The following is an 18,761-nucleotide window of genomic DNA, read 5'->3' on the forward strand; positions in this document are numbered from 1 at the left end:
ATGGACAATACCAAACGCCTCGAAATTATCGAGTCTTCCAGCAAGCAGGTGTCGCGGGGAATCTTCTTCTCGACCATCATCATCGTCACCTCCTTTTTCCCGGTGTTTCTGCTCACCGGGCAGGAGGGCAAGCTCTTCCACCCCTTGGCCTGGACCAAGAGCTTCATCCTCATCATCGACGCCATCCTGGCTGTGACGCTGGCCCCGGTGCTCATCTCCTTTTTCCTAAAAGGCAAATTCAAAACCGAGGAGCAGAACCCTTTGAACCGCTTCCTGGAACGCATCTATTCCCCGATGCTGCACTGGGTGATGCGCTGGCGCAAAACCACCCTGGCCATCAACATTGGCCTGCTGCTCGTCAGCATCCCGCTGGTCATGAGCCTCGGCACCGAGTTCATGCCGCCGCTCAACGAGGGCTCCATCCTGTTTATGCCCGTGGCCCAGCCCGACGTGTCGAACACGGAAATGAAGCGCATCCTGCAAGTGCAGGACAAGATTATCAAGCAGGTACCCGAGGTGCTGAGCGTGCTCGGCAAAGCGGGAAGAGCCAGCTCGGCCACCGACAACTCGCCCATCAACATGATTGAAACCATCATCCTGCTCAAGCCTCGCGACCAGTGGCGCGACGGCCTGACCAAGGCCAAGCTGATTGAGGAGATGAACGGCAAGCTGCAGATTCCAGGCGTCGTGAACGGCTGGACCCAGCCCATCATCAACCGCATCAACATGCTCAGCACCGGCATCCGCACCGACGTGGGCGTGAAGGTGTACGGCCAGAACCTGAATACCATTAACGACGTGGCGGGTCAGGTCAACGCTGCCCTGAAAGGGGTGCCCGGCGTGGAAGACCTGTACGTGGAGCCCGTGACGGGCGGCAAGTACCTGGAAATAGCCATGAACCGCCCCGAGCTGGCCCGCTACGGCCTGACCGTGGACCAGGTCAACGAGGTGGTGGAATCCGCCATCGGCGGGGCGCCCATTGCCAGCACCGTGGAGGGGCGCCGCCGCTTTGCCATCAACGTGCGCCTGGCCCAGGACTACCGCAACAGCCTGGACGACCTCAAGCGCATCCCCATCCAGAGCGCCAGCTACGGGCCGGTGCCGCTCTCGGCCGTGACCACCATCCGCTACACCGAAGGGCCGCCGATGATAAACTCGGAAAACGCCCAGCTGCGGGGCGCGGTGCTCTTCAACGTGCGGGGACGCGACCTGGGCAGCACCGTGAACGACGCCATGCAAAAGCTGCAGCGTCTGGAAAGCACCTTGCCGCAGGGCTACTACCTGGAGTGGAGCGGGCAGTACGAGAACCTGATTAGCTCCCAGCGCACGCTCAAGCTGATTCTGCCGCTGGTGCTGGTGGTGATTTTCGGGGCCCTGTACTTCGCCTTTCGCTCCGTGCGGGAGGCGTTTATGAGCCTTATCACCAGTCCCTTCGCCCTGATTGGCGGGGCCTACATGGTGTATTTCTACGGCGTCAACCTGTCGGTGGCCGTGGCCGTGGGCTTCATTGCCCTGTTCGGGCTGGCCGTTGAAACGGGCGTCATCATGGTCATCTACCTCAACGACGCCATGCAGAAGCTGGTGGCCGAGAAGGGAAACTCGGCCGAAACTATCACCCGCGAGGATTTGCAGGAGGCTGTGTTTCACGGCGCGGCCAAGCGCCTGCGGCCCAAGCTGATGACCGTGTCGGTGTCGCTCTTCGGCTTGGTGCCGGTGCTCTGGGCCACCGGCACGGGCTCGGACGTGATGCTGCCCATTGTGCTGCCCATGATTGGCGGGGTGTTCACCTCGGCTACCCACATTCTGCTCGTCACGCCGCTCATTTTCCTGTATACCAAGGAGTACGAGCTGCGCAAATTCGGAAAAATCGATGTTCTCGCTGTCACGCACTAGCCCCCGTGTCGGGCAGGTGACCCGACCCTCTCGTCCCATGAAGAACTGGATTAAATTCTCCCTGCTGGCCTTCTTGCTGGTAATCGTCGGCCAGTCACTGGCAAGTGGCCAAACCATGGGCAAGGACATGCATCCGGCGAGCCTGCGCGGCCCGGTGCTGCCCCTGGATTCGGTGCTGCAGCGGGTAGAGCGCCGCAACCCCGCCGTGCAGCAGTACGCTTACCAGGCCCAGGCCAAGGAAGCGGCCGTGGCCGGCTACAACAGTTGGGAAGCCCCCAAAGTCAGCGCCGGGCTGTGGATGACGCCCTACAACCAACGCAAGGCCCGCGAGCTGAGCGGTATGAATGGCGGGGCCGGCAGCAACCAGCTGCAGGGTCAGGCCATCGTATCGGTGGAGCAGATGATTCCCAACCCGGCCAAACAGCGCGCCCGGCGTGAGTACCTGAGCAGCCAGTCGGCCTCGGTGCTCGCCGACCGGCAGTACCGAGTAGTGCAGCTGCGCGCGCAGGCCAAGACGCTATACGTGGAGCAGGCCGTGCTCACTCAAAAGCTGGCCGTGCTGGACGAGAACGAGGAATTGCTGCGCTTTCTCATCAAGCTGGCCGAAGCGCGCTACCCCTACAACCAGGCCACGCTGCCCAGCATCTACGACGCCAAAGCCCGGCTGGAAATGCACCTCAACGACCACCGGCAGGCGTCGGCCCTGGCCGCGCAAAACCTGATTGCCCTGAATACGCTCATGAACCGGCCGCGCGGCGAAGCCTTTGCCGTGGACACGGCTGTACTGACCACCCAAACGCTCGCCCCTACGCCGGTCGATACGGCCGCGCTGGCCAGCCGCCGCAGCGACGTGCGCAGCCTGGACCGGGCCCTGACCACCGTGCGCCTGAGCCAGAACCTGGAAGCCAGCCGCCGCCTGCCCGACTTCGGGGTGCAGTTCGACCACATGCCTTTCCTGGGCACGGGGGCCAATCAATTCACGCTGATGGGCTCCGTGAGCTTGCCGCTGGTGCCCTGGGCAGCGCGGGAGTACAAGGCCAACACCGCCGCCCTGGGTTTAGAGGCCCAGGCCCTGCGCAAGCAGCGCGAAGACGTGCTCAACGAAGCCGCCGGCAGGCTGGCCAGCCTGCAAACCGACCTGGCACTACGCCGCGACCAGACCCGCGCCTTTGAGCGGCGCATCCTGCCCGCCCTGCGCAAAAGCTACCAGGCCACCATGCTGGCCTACGAGCAGAATACCGGCCAGCTGTTTCAGGTGCTCGAAGCCTGGACGACCCTGAAAAGAACCCGGCTGGAATACCTGGACAACCTGCAACAACAACTCACTCAGCAAATCGCATATGAAAAAGAGCTGGAACAATAGCCCTAGGCGGGCCCGGCTCGTGCTGCTGGCCCTGCCGCTGGCGCTGCTGCTGGGCGGCTGCCAGTCGGATAAAAAGCCCCCGGGAGCGGTCGGCACTGCGGAGGCACCGGCCGCCGACGCGCACCACCACGAAGGTGCCGGGGATGTGTATACCTGCCCCATGCACCCGCAAATCATTCGGGATAAGCCCGGCCAGTGCCCCATCTGCGGCATGGACCTGGTGAAAAAGCCCAAGGCCAGCGGTGCTCTGGCCCCGGCCAGTGGTACCCTGCAGAACCTGCTCAATTCGCCCGATGCCACGGTGGTTTCCACCCAGGCCACGGTGTACCCGTCGGCCAGCGCCCCGGACCTTACGCTGACCCTAACCGGCCGGGTGGAGTACGACACGCGCCGCACGGAGGTCATTGCCGCCCGTTTCGGCGGGCGGGTGGAAAAGCTGCTCGTGCGCTACAACTACCAGCCCGTCAGCAAGGGCCAGAAGCTGCTCGAAGTGTACAGCCCCCAGCTGGTAACGGCTCAGCAGGAGCTGATTTTCATCCTCACCAACGACGCCGAGAACCAGACCCTGCTGCGGGGTGCCCGCCAGAAGCTGCGCCTGCTGGGGTTGACCGACGCGCAAATCAACCAAACCATCGCCACCCGCAAGCCCAGCTACAGCGTAGCCATCTACAGCCCCTACTCGGGCTACGTAGTCGAGCAGCCGGCCCAGCCCGGTGGGGCCCTGCCACCTCCGCCGGCCCCGGAAGCGGGCGGCATGAACAGTGGTGGGGCAGCCCCCATGGCGGGCGGTGCTCCTTCCCTGGGCAGTGCCCCGGTCGCTGCGTCCTTGCCGGCCGAAGCCGGTCTGACGCTTACCGAAGGCGCCTACATCACGGCTGGCCAGACCTTGTTTCGGATGGTCAACACCCGGCAGGTGTGGGGCGTGTTCGAGCCCCGGCCCGACGAGCTGGCCGCGCTGCAGGTGGGCCAACCCATCCGGGTACTGCCCGAAAACAACCCGGCGCGGGCCCGCACGGCACGCATTGATTTGATAGAGCCCTTCTTCCGCGAAGGGGCCCGCACCGGCGCCGTGCGGGTTCACCTCAGCAACGCCGACGAGCGCCTGCGCAGTGGCGCCCTGCTTACGGGCACGGTCAGCGTGCCAGCCGTCGGCGGGCTGTGGCTGCCCCGGGCGGCGGTGGTGGACCTCGGGGGCAACCGCCAGGTGGCCTTTGTGCGCCGCGGCGGGGCCTTCCAGGCCGTGCCGGTGCAGACCGGCCGCCGCAGCGCCGAGCGGGTGCAAATCCTGCAGGGCCTTACCACCCAGGATGCGGTGGCCACCAACGCCCAATTCCTAGTGGACAGCGAAGGCTTCGTGCAAACTGCCCCCACGACTAACCAGCCCCAAACCGACTACCGTGATGAATAGCTTCCTTAGACTGACCCTGCGCTTTGTCGTGCATCGTCTGCCGGCTTTTCTGCTGCTGGCGGGCCTGCTGGCCTTCGTGGTTAGCGCATGCCAGCAAGCTGCCCCCGAGCAGCAGAGTGAGGCTCACGACGGCACCTCCACGTACTTTACCTGCCCCATGCACCCGCAAATCGTGCGGGATAAGCCCGGTAAGTGCCCCATCTGCTCCATGGACCTGGTGAAAGCCACCAAGCAGGCGGCGGCTAAACCCACTGTGGCCATCGCGCCGGCGCTCACGCACTACACCTGTCCGATGCATCCCCAAATCAGCCGGAAAGAGCCCGGCAAATGCCCCATTTGCGGCATGGACTTAGTGAAAGCGCCCAAAGCGGCTCCAGCGGCAAAGGCCACTTCCGGCACGACAACCTCGGCGCCGGAAGTGATGCTGAGCGCCCAACAGCGGCAGCTGGCAGGCATTCGCGTGGCCACTTTCGGCCCCTCGGGCAGCGCCGCCGGCAGCACCGTGCTCACAGGCACCATCACCGCCAACGCCAACCAAACCCGCACGGTCAGCAGCCGGGTGGCCGGGCGCGTCGAGCGGCTGTTCGTGCGCCAGACGGGAGAGGCCATTCGGGCGGGGGCCCCGCTGGTTTCCATCTACAGCGAGCAGCTGCAGGCCCTGCAACAGGAATACCTCTTGGCCCTGGCCCAGCAACGGGCAGTGGGGAAGAGTGTTAACCAGTACGGCCGCCTGGTGACCAGCGCCCGCCAGCGGCTGCGGCTGCTGGGGCTGACCGAGGGACAGCTCCGTACCCTGGCCGCCACGGGCCGGCCAACTTCTTCCCTAACCTTTTACAGCCCGCAGTCGGGCCTGGTGCAAGCCGTGGGCGTCACGGAAGGGCAGTACGTGGGCGAGGGCTCCTTGCTCGTGTCGCTCACCAACCTGTCCTCGGTGTGGGTGGAAGCCCAACTCTACCCCGAGGAAGTAGCCGGCATTGCGATGGGGCAGTCGGTGCAGGTGCAGGTCGCCGGCCTGCCGGACAGCTACTCCGGCCAAGTGGTGTTTCTGAGCCCTGAGTTGCAAGCCAACAGTAAGGTGACGCTGCTGCGCGTGGAGCTGGCCAACCCCGACGGGCGGCTGCAGCCCGGCATGCAGGCCAACGTGCGCCTGACCAATCAGGGCACCAGCGCCCAAACGCTGAGTCTGCCTCAGGATGCGGTGTTGCGCGACAGCCGCGGCAGCTACGTCTGGCAGCAGGTGGATGCGGCCGGCCGTTTCCGGCGCCTCAACGTCACTACAGGGGCCGAAACGGATGAGACCGTGGCCATTACCGGGGGCCTACCTGCTGGCGCGCAGGTGGTGGTTAGCGGAGCTTACCTGCTGGAAAGTGAATATGCTTTGTACCAGGGTACCGACCCCATGGCGGGCATGGACTCCAACATGCCGGGCATGGACATGAAAAAGCCGGCCCCGGCGGAAAAGGCGCCGGCGATGGACCCCAACATGAAAATGTAATCCACGGCCTGGGGTACTTGCCCGCGCACTGCCGGAACTGGAACCACAGGAAAGAAAGACCGGTAGCGCTTGACGAGCACCCCCACCGCGGCCGTAGTTGCTGAAAAGACTAGCTCCATGCTTCCTAAAGACCTCACCCGCGACCTAAAAAGCCGCTTGAACATGCTGGCCGGTCAGTTGCACGGCATCGTTAGGATGCTGGACGCCGAAACCACTGAGCCCGAAAAAATTTTGGTGCAGTTCAAGGCCGTCACCAATGGGCTGAGCAGCGCGGAGCACCTGCTGCTGGACGAAGTTTTTCGCAAAGGGCTGGCCTTGCAAATCGTGGACGTGGTGGATGCCTGCCCCGGCGACTGCCAGGACGCGGGGCGCATTGAGCAACTGCGCCGCGAGTTTCCGAACCTGAGCGAGGGCGAGTTGACGCAAAAGATGCGGGAGCTACGCGAGATTGGCGGGCGCCTGGAGCAGCACAACGCCACAGTAGCGGTGAAAGATGTACCTCAAAAGCTTGACTGTCACCTGGGGGTGGGCAGCACCTTTGACTCGTTCAATTGATAATCTCCTTCACTCACCCCTATGAAACGCATCATCGAAGTCTTTACCGCTGGCTGCCCGTTGTGCAGCCCCATCGTAGAACTGGTCAAAAGCACCGCCTGCAGCAGCTGCGACATCATCACCCACAACCTGACCGAGACCGAAGCCGGCAATCCGGCCCTGCGCCGGGCCCGCCTGCTGGGCGTGCAGGCCCTGCCCGCTGTGGCCGTGAATGGCACTTTGCTGGCCTGCTGCCAAAGCGGCGGCATCACCACAGAAGCCCTCGAAGCCGCTGGCATCGGTCAGGCAGCTTAGCTCCTCAACCAGTGCAGGGTACGGCCTGCGTTTACTTATCCGCCCGGCTGCCGTAACCGGCCAGCTCATTCAAGCCATTTGTTGTATGAAACAGAAAGCATTGATGCTTACCTCTGCGGTCCTGCTGACCGGCGGGGCCTTGCTGGGCTTTACCAGCCCCGACAAAACGGCGGACTGCCCGCTGAAAGGCACGCCGGAATGCCCGCTGGTGAAGAATTGCCCGGCTAAGGGCACGGCGGCTTGCACGTTGGCGGGAGTGGCTGCCTGCTGCGCCAAAAAGTAGCCTTAACTCCATTAAAAAGCACGGAGAGAAGCAGCGCTGGTACGCAAGATTTTCTCCGTGCTTTTCAATTGAGGAAGGAATTTGCGCTACGAAGCAAATTATGCAAGCAATCTACCCCAATCGTGCACAACTACCAGCTGCACGGCAAGTACATACTGGAAATCGTTCTTTACTAAACCCTCCCGTTCCATGCATAACCAAAACCAACCCCTGCTCGACGCCCTCAATGCCTGCATCGCCTCGTGCGAGCACTGCGCTACCGCCTGCCTGCAGGAGCAGGATGTGCAAATGATGGCCCGCTGTATTAGCCTTGACCGCGACTGCGCCGACATCTGCGCCCTGACCGCCCGCCTGCTGGCCCGCGGCTCGGAGCACGCCCAGCACCTGTTGCGCGAATGCGCCGAAATCTGCAAGGCCTGCGGCGACGAGTGCGAAAAGCACGCCGCCCACATGGAGCACTGCCGCGAGTGCGCCGAAGCCTGCCGCCGTTGCGAGCAGGCCTGCCGCCAGGGCATGAGCACGGCTGCCTAAAGAATTCAACAAAGGAAAAGGCCAGTCTGCGTGAGGTAGACTGGCCTTTTTTTGTGCATTACCGCATTGGGGTATTAAGTGCGGGAAATTTGGTCGAAGAGGTGTTGCGCCTGTTGGCTCAGCGAAGCATTTTCTTCTGTTGTTACCCACCGGCCCGGGTAGCACTGCTCATATAGGTCTCTTTTGACATCCCAACGCCGGGCATACTCTGGGTCGTCAAGCAAGCCCAGATGCTCCCAGAAGTACGTGCCTGTTGGTGTCGTCACCGTGAAGTCGGGCAGCAGCAAGTATTTGCCGTTGCGGTAGATGGGTCGCTCGTAGGCATAGTCGGCGCCATTTTTGTGCAGCAGATTGGCAATAATAACCTCCGATTTGGAGCGTACCCATTCGCCTCGCAGGGTACGTAGCACAGGGCTGGCCCCAGCGGGACTTACTTTTAAGTAGTCGCCCACGGCCGCGTGTAGCCCGTTGGAATTAGCACTTGAGTCCAATACGTGGAGCAACTGGTCGAGTAGGCTGTGCTTGTAAGCCCGTTTCTCGGCTATAGCCACTTCAATTTGGGCGGCGGCGGCTGTACTGAGTGTTTCAGCGGCAGCCCGTATTAGCAAGCATTTATCCAAGGTACGTCCTTTGGCTAAACGGCCGGCGCCAGTGCGGAGGGCCTCGTAAAACAAGGCAAAAAACTGGGTAGGGGTGAGTTGTGGACTGCGGTTGAGGGTGACAACTGCTGTACCCAAGGGAGTAAGTTTCTGCAAGCGGTATACTTCGCTACCTGATGCCACCTGAACCGCATCAAGACGGTTGAAGCCCTTTGCTTCAAGCGAAACGAGCCCTGCTTCTAGAAAGAAGGGTAGCGCTTCCAAGACTTCCTCATCAGCAAAAGGCACCCACGTTTGCAGCGTTGTTTTGCCGCTTGCTAGTTTGTGGTAGAGGTGCGCTAACTCTTTGGCTGCGGGGAAAGATTTGTCGATAAACGTATCGCGTCGTACCTGCACGTTTTTCTTGGAGTACAGCAACCAGCAGTCGGCTCCTTGGTGGTCACGGCCGCCCCGGCCAACTTCCTGATAGTACTGCTCCACCGACTCCGGCATCATGAAATGCACCACGGTGCGGATGTCGGGAATATCAATGCCCATCCCGAAAGCATTCGTGGCAAAAACAACCGTCGTGGCGCCGGTGCGTAAGTCATGAAGCGCGGTTTGGCGCTCGGCCGCCGTCATATCCCCGTGAAAATGAGCCGCCCGCAGGCCCTTTTCCTGGGCACGGGCGGCCAAATCTTCCACGCCCCGCTTTTTGTACTTGCGGTAGAGGTACACGAGCGTTTTGGTCTGGGGTGGCTGAGCAGCGAGCAGTTCCCAAAGCCGATTCTCTTTGGCTTCTTCCGAAGTGAAACGCTCAACGTGTAGGCGCAGGTCGTGGCGAAGCAGGGAACGGTCGCGCAGGACGTGCTTCGCATCAATGCGAAAATCGGTAAGAATATCGCCCAACTCCCGCGGATTGATGGTGGCTGTCAGCCCCAACACGGGCGGCCAATGACTGGCCCCAAATACGTCGTCCAAAAATTGCGGAATCCGTTGGTAGAACGGACGGAAGTCAAACCCCCACTGGCTGATACAATGAGCTTCGTCCACAACCACTAGTCGTACGGCATCGCGGCGTGCCCGCAGGCAGTGCGCCAAGTACCCATCCACGGCAACACGCTCCGGGCTCAGAAAGAGAAAATCAGGGGTTTCTTGTCCAGTACCAAAGGCAGTAAGGCGGCTTACTTGTTCCGCAGCCGGCACACTGGCGTGAATGGTGAGCACCTGACAGCCTTGCTCACTAAGTTTGGCGGCCTGCTCGTCCATGAGAGCCACCAAGGGGGCAATCACCACCGTTGTGCCGCCGCGGGCTTTGCCAGCCACCCAGTATATCCACGATTTGCCCCCGCCTGTCGGCATTACGGCCACCGTCGAGCCGTCCTCGACCACATGGGTAATGACTCGTTCTTGGAATGGCTTAAGGGTCTTGCCACTGAGAAGCGGGAAGTACTTCCGCAGCAATTCCTGGGCGTTAGTAAGCATCGCCGTAGGCAAACGCTTCGGCCTGCTTTAACACGTTAATGTCTGCATCGTGGCACCGGGCGACGAAGCTTAAAAAGTCATGCAGCAACACAAATCGGTACGCTTCGGGGAATGCGGCGCCTGTTTGCTCCCACTTCGCTTGCAACTGGCGCGAGAGGTCGAGGGCATAAAGCGAGAACACTGCGTATGGATAATAGAAATTCTGCTGCGTAGTACCGTCTTTTTCGCTAATCATCAAGAATTCTGAATCCTGGCGGCAACCGAACGTGGCTTTATCGGACAGAAACCAGAGGGCCCAAATGGCATCTTGACTGCGATAGGGAAAAATGTGGGGATAAAGCTTATAGAGGAAATGGCTTTTGATGCCTCCGCCGATAACCCCGAAGACGGTATAGTCTTCCGTGTCCAGCTCATCGAAATTCAACGCGTCCAACGTCGTTGTGTTGATAAACTTGCTCCGCTTGTAATCCGCGGCGTATTCACGCCCAAACAAGGCGACGTTGCTCACCACCGTGTACAAATCCGAAGCACTGGCAAAGCTGAAGTCTTGCCGGTAACGGTCAAGCTTCTTGGCTTTCTTGTTTTGGAGTGTTTTGCGAATAATGGGGCACTGGTTGCGCAGGGCAGTGGCTTTGAACGAGGGCACGTCCTCTCCACTTAATTCTAACATCTCTTCGCTGAGCAGTTGCACGTAATCGGCGCGGTCGTCCTCAAAGCTTTCGATTGCTACGTTTGCCCGCGTTGTGAGCACCGTACTGGCATCTGCTCCTTTTTTGCCTGGACGGTGGTTGCCGCGCACTTTGAAGTATTCATGTGCCCTGAAACCGTCAAATCCAGCGCTTTCATCTTCCCCAGTGACGGTATCACTAACGTATCGTAAAAAGAAGGTCTCCAAGCCTTGGTTCAAGGCTTCCTTCACCGCTGCTATGTGCGAAGGTTCATAACAGATAGACTCCAAGTCGCGGTGGGGGAAGTGCATAAGGCGAACTGTTTGTTGACGCTAGAACTGCGAAATATACAAAGCGAAAGCACACCAAGGCCGCTGGTGCAAAATGTGTTTTTTTTGGGCCTACCATCAGTTTACCTCGCGCCATATTATGTAAGCGGCCGACAGAATCGTGTACCCTTACACAGTAGCTTGCCGCTAGCTTTGAACCACGTTTTAACATTAAATAACCTACTCCGTCATGGCCTTTGCCCCTTCTGTTCGCAAGCTGATGCTCACGGCCCACATCACGTTTTCCGTGGGCTGGCTGGGGGCCGTCGCCGTATTTCTAGCACTGGCCGTCATGGGGCTGACCAGCCACGATGCGCCGCTGGTGCGGGCCGCGTACCTGGCCATGGGGCTGAGCGGCTGGTATGTTATCGTGCCTTCCAGCTTTGCGGCGCTGCTCACGGGTGTGGTGCAGGCTGTGGGAACCCCCTGGGGCCTGTTTAAGCACTATTGGGTGGCCGTGAAACTGCTGCTGACCGTAGCCGCGACGGTGCTACTGCTCGTGCACATGCAGCCCATCAGCTACCTGGCGCAGGTGGCCGCCAAGGCCGACCTCTCCTCGACGGAGCTGCGCGGCATGCGGTTACGGCTGCTAGCCGATGCCGTGGCGGCCTTGGTGGTGTTACTCGCGGCTACAACCATCTCGGTGTACAAGCCCTGGGGGCGCATCGGCAACTGGCTGCAGCAGCGCCAACAACCCAGCCCGGTGGCGGCCACACCCACTTCCTGGGGCCAGTATATCCTGCTGGCGCTGCTCGGCCTGGTTGTCTTGTTTCTCGTCGTGCACCTGCTCGGCGGTGGGCTAGGGCACCATTAGGGGCGCCGCGCTACAAATCATGTAAGCTGCCAGCACAATCCTATACCCCGAACGGCGCACTCGCCGGTACTTTTGGCTGTTGTCCAGTTGAAACCAGCCCGCCCGCCGGGCCTTACTTCTCTTCCCATGAAAACCCTTCAGTTCAAGACCAATATCAACTGCGGCGGCTGCATTAAAGCCGTAACGCCGACCCTGAACCAGCAAGCCGGCGCCGGCAACTGGCAAGTGGACACGGCCAACCCCGACAAGATACTGACTGTCAACTCCGACAAGCTCACCGCCGAGCAGGTGGTGCAGGCCGTGGAGGAGGCCGGCTTTACGATTCAGGAAGCCTGAGCGCCTGCGCTGCCTTCTGGTAAAACGCCCGGCTCTGCCGGGCGTTTTTGCTTTTCACAGGTCTGCGGAGCCAGAAGCATGGAAATTATGTAGGCCGGGCGCTCAATTGCAGCAAACATTACCCGGGCCGGCCTGCGTAAGGGAATAGGCCGGCCTCCCCCTGCATATTGCTATTTCGAAAGTCAGGCAGCACTATTAGCCCTCCTTGGCTTGGTAGTGGCCAGGGAGCAGGGGCAGCACTTCACCCCGGAAACCGTTGTGGCGCCGGGGCCCTGCAGGGGCCCGGCGCTTTTGGCGGATTCCCGCTTTTGAAACTTTGCCTGCGCCTATGTTTTCAGATTTTCCCAACCTGCACCCGCTGGTGGTGCATTTGCCCATTGTCTTGCTGATGCTCAGCGCCGGCCTGCAGGCGCTGAACGTGTACAAGGACTGGCCCCCGGTGAAGTGGATTACCATAGGGGTAATGGCCGGCGGCTTTCTCGGGGCATTAGCCGCGAGTACCGTGTTCCACGCCATGCCCATGGGCCTGTCGCCCCGGACCGCTGCCGTCTTTGAGGCCCACGAAAAGTTCGCCAGCTACACGCTGTGGCTTTCCGGCATTACGCTGCTGCTAGCTGGTATTGGCAAGTTTTTCAAGATTGAGCAGCGAGCCTACGAAATTCTGGTGCTGGTGTCAGCCGTGGCCACGGCCGGGGTGTTATCGGTAGCCGGGCACCGCGGGGCGCAGCTCGTCTACGTCGAGGGCGTAGGGCCCCAAGGCCGCCTGCTTGATAAAAGCCATGGCCATGGGGGCGGGGAAGCCATGCCCGGCATGGATATGGGGGCCGATAGCCACGACGAAGCAGAAAGGGCCGATGACCACAACGGGGACCAGGCTCCCGCTTCACCCAACCCGACCGCCGTCCCGGCAACCCCGGGTTCAACCGACATGTCCGGCATGGATATGGGCGGGCCATCATCCGCCAAAAAAGGCAGCTCCGCTGCACCGGGCACGATGGGCAACATGGACATGCCCGGCGGGCAGGCGGCTCGTCAGGGCCGGCCCGCCTCCCCTAAAAGCGTCATGCCGGACATGCCGGGCATGAAACGGCCCGCTGCAAAAAGCGCCGAGCCCATGCCCGCGGGCATGGACATGAGCCGCCCAGCCAAGCAAAAGCCTATGAAGGATATGCCCGGAATGGCGAACATGCCGGGCATGAGCCAGCCGAAAGCAGGCGCGAAAAAGGCGACCGCCACCCAAGCTGGAATGGAAGGTATGGGCACCATGGCGGATATGCCGGGCATGAAGGCTTCCCCTCCCAAGCAGCCGAATAAAGCCATGCCGCCGATGGGCAACATGAAAGACATGCCCGGCATGGAAAAAGGGCAGGCGATGCCCGCAATGGGTACGATGCCGGGCATGAGCATGCCCACCAACCCCATGGACAAGTTTCGCTTTGAGGACAACAACCCCGCCCGGAACAAAGCCAAGAATGATAAACAATAGCCTCGCAATGAAAGGATTTGTTTTCCTGTGCCTGCTGCTCAGTTCGCTGCAACTCGCCGCGCAGATGCCGCAGCACCAGGCCATGCCCAAAGGCAAGGCCGCCAATGGTCTGGCCACACCGCCCCCGGACCAGGACCTGCGGGGCCACGTGGTAATGCCCCGCTCCGCCCACGTCGGCCACCGGGTCGAGTACGACCTGTACGTAGACGAGCGCGAGGTAAACTACAGCGGCAAAACCCGCCTGGCCATCGCCATCAACGGGCAGATTCCGGCGCCCACGCTGCGCTTCACCGAGGGCGACACGGCCATTATCCGGGTGCACAACCAGATGGGCGTGGAAACCAGCATTCACTGGCACGGCATCCTGCTGCCCAACCAGTACGACGGCGTGCCTTACCTCAACCCGGCCCCCATCGAGCCGGGCGGCACGCACACCTTCACGTTTCCGCTCATCCAGAGCGGCACCTACTGGTACCACTCCCACACCATGCTGCAGGAGCAGAACGGCTTGTATGGCTCCATCGTCATTCAACCCCGCGAAGTCAAGTACGAGCTCAAGGAATACGTGCTGCTGCTCTCGGACTGGACCGACCACCCGCCCAAGGAAGTGCTGCGCTACCTCAAGCGGGCCGGCGAGTGGTTTGCCGTGCAAAAAGGCGCCACCCAGAGCTACGGCGAGGCTATTGCGGCCGGCTACTTCAAAGATAAAGTCAAGCAGGAGTGGGGCCGCATGCCGGCCATGGACCTGACGGACATCTACTACAACAAGTTTCTCACCAACGGCCGCGAGAAAAGCTACTACCCCGACGCCAAGCCCGGGGAAGTCGTGCGCCTGCGCATCATCAACGGCAGCGCCTCCTCGTACTTCTACCTGCAGTACGCCGGCGGGCCCATGCAGGTCATCGCCGCCGATGGCATCAACGTCGAGCCCTTCCCCGTCACCAAGCTCGAAATTGCCACGGCCGAAACCTACGACCTGCTGGTGACCATCCCGCCCGCGGGCGCCGCGGAGCTGCGGGCCACGGCCAACGACATCACCGGCTACTCCTCCAGCTACTTCGGGGCCGGGGAGCCGATGAAAGCGCCCGACTTGCCGCGCATCAACTACTTCCAGATGATGCGGGAAATGGGCAGCATGGGCAACATGACCGGCATGGACATGGGCGGCAACGGCCAGATGGCCCCCCAGGGCGCCAGCATGAAGGGCATGAACATGAAAGGGGGCGGTGGGGAGATGAAAGGCATGAGCATGCCCGGCGGGCAGCAGCCCACCCCGCCCGCAGAGCCCTCCAGGCAAGGGATGGACATGAAAAACGGCACCATGCCCGCCGCCACGGCGCCCTCGCCGCCGGACCGGCCGATGAACATGCAGGAAAAGAGCGGCAAGAGCATGGGCACGATGCAGGATAAGGGCAGCATGGCCGGCATGGACATGAGCGGCGGCGGCAGTATGGCCGGCATGAGCATGGGTGGCTCGGGCGGCGATTTTAACTACAACCAGCTGCGGGCCCTGAACCCGACGACGCTGGATTCTACCCGGCAGTGGCGCGACATCAAGCTCACGCTCACCGGCAACATGCTGCGCTACCTCTGGTCGTTCGACAACAAGACCCTCTCGGAGGCCGACAACATCCCCATCCGCCGGGGCGAGAACGTGCGCATGACCTTCACCAACCTGACCATGATGCGCCACCCGCTGCACCTGCACGGGCACTTCTTCCGCCTGGTCAACGCCCAGGGCGCCTACTCGCCCATGAAGCACACCTTCGATATCCCGGCCATGGGCACCGTGACCATCGAGTTTGAGGCCAACGAGACGCAGGACTGGTTTTTCCACTGCCACATCCTCTACCACATGATGGCCGGCATGGCGCGCATCATCAGCTACGACGCCAGCCCCCAGAACGAGTATGCCCAAGGCAACTACCGCATGCTCAAGCGCGAAGACAACGCGGTGTACCCCTGGTTTGACCTCTCGGTGCATTCGCAAGCCGCTTACCTGGAAGGCAACCTCTCCAACAACCGCAACGCGCTCGAATTTGAGGGCCGCGTGAACTACCAGGGCAACTACGAAACCGAAACCCACCTGCTGCGCTACCTCGACAAGCGGCAATTGTGGGCCGGCTTCGTCGGGTACGACTTCCGGGACAATAAAACCCTGCGCTCGGAAGCAGATGCTGAAGGCGGCAACCGTCGTACGGCCGAGAACAACCGCAACTTCCGCCGGCAGGCCGAAGTCGGCGTGTACTACCTGCTGCCGATGCTGGTACGGGCCGAACTGCGCACGGACCTGACCGGCCAGGTGCGCCTGCGCCTGGAACGCCGCGACCTGCCCCTGAGCAACAACGTGTTCATGGACATCAGCGCCAATACGGACAAGGAGTTTACCCTCGGCTTCCGCTACATGGTCAGCAAATACGCCTCACTGAGTACCAACTACGACAACCAGTACGGCTGGGGTGCCGGACTCACCTTCCACTACTAGCGCAGGCAAGCGCAGCGCCGAGGTGCTGGGCCTGCCCGTTGCCAAGGCTTACACCATCCCCAGCGTTCCTTGCATAGTTTCCTGGCAGGCAACCTTTTGCCGGTCAGAATGCGATTTCACCAGTAACGCGTGGCTGGTCCGCCACCCATGCATTTCCCCTTAAGCTTTATGTTACTGCATGCGCATTAAGCAATTCGAGCACCTGTGCCGCCGCCTGGCACAGCAAATGGCCGAGCCTTCGGCGGCCGAAACGGAAGCTGCCTGGCAGCAGCTGGTTCACCGCCTGGACCGGCTTCAACCGGGCACCGGCAGGGCCGATTTCCTTACCAGCCTGTGCGTGGACCGGCCCGGCCCGCACGGCCAACTGACGAAGCAGCCGGCGTCCGCGTCTGGCTTGCGGGAGGCGCAACCGCACCGGTAACGCCTGGCACGCGCTTACTGGCAGGTTTGCACCAGGGCCGTTACACTGAGCGTCGCCGTCGCGTCGGTGGTGTAGTTGTCGTTGTTCACGCACACGTAGAGGCGCCGCGTACCCGCCGGCAGGGCCAGGGGCCGGGTTTCCTGGGGCGTGTTCTCCGCCGCCCGGAAGCACATCTTGTCCCGGGTGATGGTGCCCTTGGTGGCCAGAAACTGCTGAGCCGCGCTTTCATCGGGGGTGATGTACCAGTGGCACTTGGTGCTCACCGTGGGCGGGGCATTGTTGCCCTGCTTGGTGAGGGCCGTGGCCGCGGTGCTGAGCAGGGCGGGGGCAGCCGCCCCGCCGCTGCCCGCCACGGCCGCCACGGCCGCCACGGCCAGCGCCGTCGACCATGAAATAGGGGGCTGGCCTTCGTCGCGCACGTCGAGTTTGTAGACGATGCCCACCGTGCCCACGGGCAAGTCCACGGTAAAGACCTTCCTGCTGGTGTGCATGCAGTTGCTGCAGTGAATGGTGGCGTTGCTGAGCGGCAGCGCGTCCTGCAGTTGGGACGCACACTTGATTTCGCGCCCGTCGTCGTGCCAGCTGCGAAAATCGGCTTGCTGCACGCCGTTAACGTAGGTGCCGCGAAAGCTCACCTGCCCGTTCTCGTGCCAGCCGCAGCACAGGCCCGTGGGCTTGTCGGGATTTTCCGCGGCCATTTTGCCCTCCCACTGCTTTTTCCACGACGGGTAGAAGTAGTCGCGTACGGTCCCGATGGTTTTGCCGGCCGCGTCGTGCCGGGCAATGCGGGCGTAAGCTACTTCCTCCAGCGTTTCGGTCCGCTCCCAGTCGCGGTCAAAGTAAACCGTATCGACCGGGGGCAGGGTAGCCGCCGCCGGCTTGGGCCGCTGCGCCAGCGCGGGCAAGGAAGCCAGCATAAACAGGAAATACAGAGCGTAGCGTTGGGCCATAAATGCGGACTAACTAGTAGAAAAGGGACTTGCGCAGGGTAAAGATAAAGCCTTGCCGGCAGCTGCCCAACCCTTTTCAGCGGGCCGTTTCGGTAAATAATCACATATATGCTGAATACTTATTTAGACAACTTATAAAAAAAATTAGCCCTTATTTGGAACAATTACAAATAAGCTCTCTACCTTTGGGGCATCGTTCAACATTCCCCGTTAACCCTGCTCCCATGACGTTTAAGTACGTTCCCGTTGCCCTTCTTGCTTTGGCATTTGGCTTTACTTCCTGCGACAAGAATGACACCGAGTCGGCGCCGGCCCTGCGCGCCAAAATGGACGCCAGCACGCTGACGGCTTCCTCCAAGTACACGGAATCGTTCAAAGACGCCAGCGGGCAATCCACGGTGGAGTTGACGAGCTCGAACCAGCGCCTGGACATGTTCTCGGAGCTGAACTCGTACATGGCCCTGGTGGCCGTGGCCGCTCCGGCCACCCCGTCGACCCTGGACGTGGCCAAGCTGCGCGGCTACTACGCCAACACCGGCGGCTACTTTACCGGCACCGGCCTGAATGCCTCGGGCCTGACGCTGCGCACCAGCACGGCCGCTTCGTTCCCGGCTACGAACGCCGAGACGGTGCGCACTTACGTGGATGCCAAGCTCACCCAACTGGCCACGGCCAGCCAGTCGGTCAACAACGTGGCCACGCCCGGCAGCGCCGGCCGCCTGGGCCGCTACCTGGTGGATGGCAACGGCATTGAGGTCAACCAGGTGATTCAGAAAGCGCTGATTGGCGCCCTGCTGCTAGACCAGGTTGACAACGTGCTGCTGACCGACAACGCCCTGAAGGCCAACAACAGCAAAGTGGTGGACGGCAAAGCCTACTCCGAGTTGGAGCACAACTGGGACCTGGCGTATGGCTACCTGACCAGCAACGCCATCATGACCACGGACATCAACCTGACGCCCCGTGAGCGGTTCCTGGCCAGCTACCTCAACGAGAAAAACCCCACGGCCTCGCCCGGCGTGTACATGGCCTTCCTGAAGGGGCGCGCGGCCATCGTCAACAACGACGCTGCCGGGGTGAAGGCCCAGGCCGACATCATCCGCACCGAACTGGAGAAAACCATTGCCCTGGCTGCCGTGTCGTACCTGACCAACTGGAAGGCAGCTTCGACCCTGGACGTGAAGGCCCACGCGCTGGGCGAAGGCCTGGGCTTTGTCTACTCGCTGCGGTTCTGCACCAAGTACGGCGCTGACGCGGCGTTCTCCGACAACCTGCTCAGCGGCCTGACCGCGGGCACTAACGGCACCTGGAGCCTGACCAACGCCCAGGCCGACGTGGCCATCAACGCCATCAAGGCCAAGTTTAACATTCAGTAATTTTCGGCCCG

General features: G+C 61.6%; 17 protein-coding genes. 14 read left to right on the forward strand and 3 right to left on the reverse strand.

Going from position 1 to position 18,761, the window contains the following annotated elements:
• The 8 genes from EWM57_RS21730 to EWM57_RS00480 all read left to right on the forward strand — a co-directional run bounded on the left by EWM57_RS21730 (position 1) and on the right by EWM57_RS00480 (position 7,822).
• On the forward strand, positions 1-1,893 hold the full coding sequence (locus tag EWM57_RS21730) for an efflux RND transporter permease subunit (protein WP_129919164.1): 1,893 nt from the start codon (positions 1-3) through the stop codon (positions 1,891-1,893).
• Between the two features lie 37 nt (positions 1,894-1,930).
• Positions 1,931-3,256: a TolC family protein gene (locus tag EWM57_RS00450; RefSeq protein ID WP_165370358.1), complete on the forward strand. Its 1,326-nt coding sequence runs from the start codon at positions 1,931-1,933 to the stop codon at positions 3,254-3,256.
• On the forward strand, positions 3,234-4,664 hold the full coding sequence (locus EWM57_RS00455) for an efflux RND transporter periplasmic adaptor subunit (RefSeq protein WP_129919166.1): 1,431 nt from the start codon (positions 3,234-3,236) through the stop codon (positions 4,662-4,664). Before EWM57_RS00450 ends, EWM57_RS00455 begins: the two co-directional genes overlap by 23 nt.
• Complete coding sequence (locus tag EWM57_RS00460) at positions 4,657-6,159, forward strand: efflux RND transporter periplasmic adaptor subunit (RefSeq protein WP_129919167.1); 1,503 nt, start codon at positions 4,657-4,659, stop codon at positions 6,157-6,159. The genes EWM57_RS00455 and EWM57_RS00460 overlap by 8 nt, the downstream gene beginning before the upstream one ends.
• A 117-nt stretch (positions 6,160-6,276) precedes the next feature.
• Positions 6,277-6,714 carry a metal-sensing transcriptional repressor gene (locus EWM57_RS00465; RefSeq protein ID WP_129919168.1) on the forward strand — a complete coding sequence of 146 codons (438 nt, stop codon included), beginning with the start codon at positions 6,277-6,279 and terminating at the stop codon, positions 6,712-6,714.
• A gap of 21 nt (positions 6,715-6,735) precedes the next feature.
• Positions 6,736-7,008 carry a glutaredoxin gene (locus EWM57_RS00470; protein ID WP_129919169.1) on the forward strand — a complete coding sequence of 91 codons (273 nt, stop codon included), beginning with the start codon at positions 6,736-6,738 and terminating at the stop codon, positions 7,006-7,008.
• A 103-nt stretch (positions 7,009-7,111) separates the two neighbouring features.
• Positions 7,112-7,291 (forward strand): hypothetical protein, encoded by a 180-nt coding sequence (locus EWM57_RS00475; RefSeq protein WP_129919170.1) that lies wholly within the window; start codon positions 7,112-7,114, stop codon positions 7,289-7,291.
• A 189-nt stretch (positions 7,292-7,480) separates the two neighbouring features.
• The gene (locus EWM57_RS00480) at positions 7,481-7,822 is read left to right on the forward strand and encodes a four-helix bundle copper-binding protein (RefSeq protein ID WP_129919171.1); all 342 of its coding nucleotides are present in this window, start codon (positions 7,481-7,483) and stop codon (positions 7,820-7,822) included.
• Between the two features lie 74 nt (positions 7,823-7,896).
• Here the strand turns inward: EWM57_RS00480 and EWM57_RS00485 are convergent, their stop codons facing one another.
• Both EWM57_RS00485 and EWM57_RS00490 read right to left on the reverse strand, forming a co-directional pair.
• Positions 7,897-9,885 carry a RecQ family ATP-dependent DNA helicase gene (locus EWM57_RS00485; protein WP_129919172.1) on the reverse strand — a complete coding sequence of 663 codons (1,989 nt, stop codon included), beginning with the start codon at positions 9,883-9,885 and terminating at the stop codon, positions 7,897-7,899.
• Positions 9,875-10,864, reverse strand: coding sequence for a hypothetical protein (locus EWM57_RS00490; RefSeq protein ID WP_129919173.1), 990 nt, complete (start codon positions 10,862-10,864; stop codon positions 9,875-9,877). Before EWM57_RS00490 ends, EWM57_RS00485 begins: the two co-directional genes overlap by 11 nt.
• 208 nt (positions 10,865-11,072) lie before the next feature.
• Between EWM57_RS00490 and EWM57_RS00495 the strand changes: the two genes are divergently transcribed.
• From EWM57_RS00495 to EWM57_RS00515, 5 genes are all read left to right on the forward strand, one after another.
• Complete coding sequence (locus tag EWM57_RS00495) at positions 11,073-11,696, forward strand: hypothetical protein (protein WP_207218255.1); 624 nt, start codon at positions 11,073-11,075, stop codon at positions 11,694-11,696.
• A 126-nt stretch (positions 11,697-11,822) separates the two neighbouring features.
• A complete protein-coding gene (locus tag EWM57_RS00500; RefSeq protein ID WP_129919174.1) occupies positions 11,823-12,032 on the forward strand; it encodes a heavy-metal-associated domain-containing protein in 210 nt (69 codons plus the stop codon).
• A gap of 328 nt (positions 12,033-12,360) precedes the next feature.
• Positions 12,361-13,518, forward strand: coding sequence for a DUF2231 domain-containing protein (locus tag EWM57_RS00505; RefSeq protein WP_129919175.1), 1,158 nt, complete (start codon positions 12,361-12,363; stop codon positions 13,516-13,518).
• A gap of 7 nt (positions 13,519-13,525) precedes the next feature.
• Positions 13,526-16,003, forward strand: a complete 2,478-nt coding sequence (locus tag EWM57_RS00510) for a multicopper oxidase domain-containing protein (RefSeq protein WP_165370360.1) — start codon at positions 13,526-13,528, stop codon at positions 16,001-16,003.
• A gap of 178 nt (positions 16,004-16,181) precedes the next feature.
• Entirely contained in the window at positions 16,182-16,424 is a 243-nt protein-coding gene (locus EWM57_RS00515; RefSeq protein WP_129919177.1) for a hypothetical protein, read from the forward strand.
• Between the two features lie 14 nt (positions 16,425-16,438).
• On the opposite strand, the gene EWM57_RS00520 is transcribed toward EWM57_RS00515, so the two are convergent.
• Positions 16,439-17,374, reverse strand: a complete 936-nt coding sequence (locus tag EWM57_RS00520) for a toxin-antitoxin system YwqK family antitoxin (protein WP_129919178.1) — start codon at positions 17,372-17,374, stop codon at positions 16,439-16,441.
• A gap of 260 nt (positions 17,375-17,634) precedes the next feature.
• Between EWM57_RS00520 and EWM57_RS00525 the strand changes: the two genes are divergently transcribed.
• Positions 17,635-18,750, forward strand: coding sequence for a DUF4856 domain-containing protein (locus EWM57_RS00525; RefSeq protein WP_165370362.1), 1,116 nt, complete (start codon positions 17,635-17,637; stop codon positions 18,748-18,750).
• Positions 18,751-18,761: the final 11 nt, after the last annotated feature.

Origin of the sequence: Hymenobacter persicinus (assembly GCF_004167665.1) — a bacterium.
Lineage (GTDB): Bacteria > Bacteroidota > Bacteroidia > Cytophagales > Hymenobacteraceae > Hymenobacter > Hymenobacter persicinus.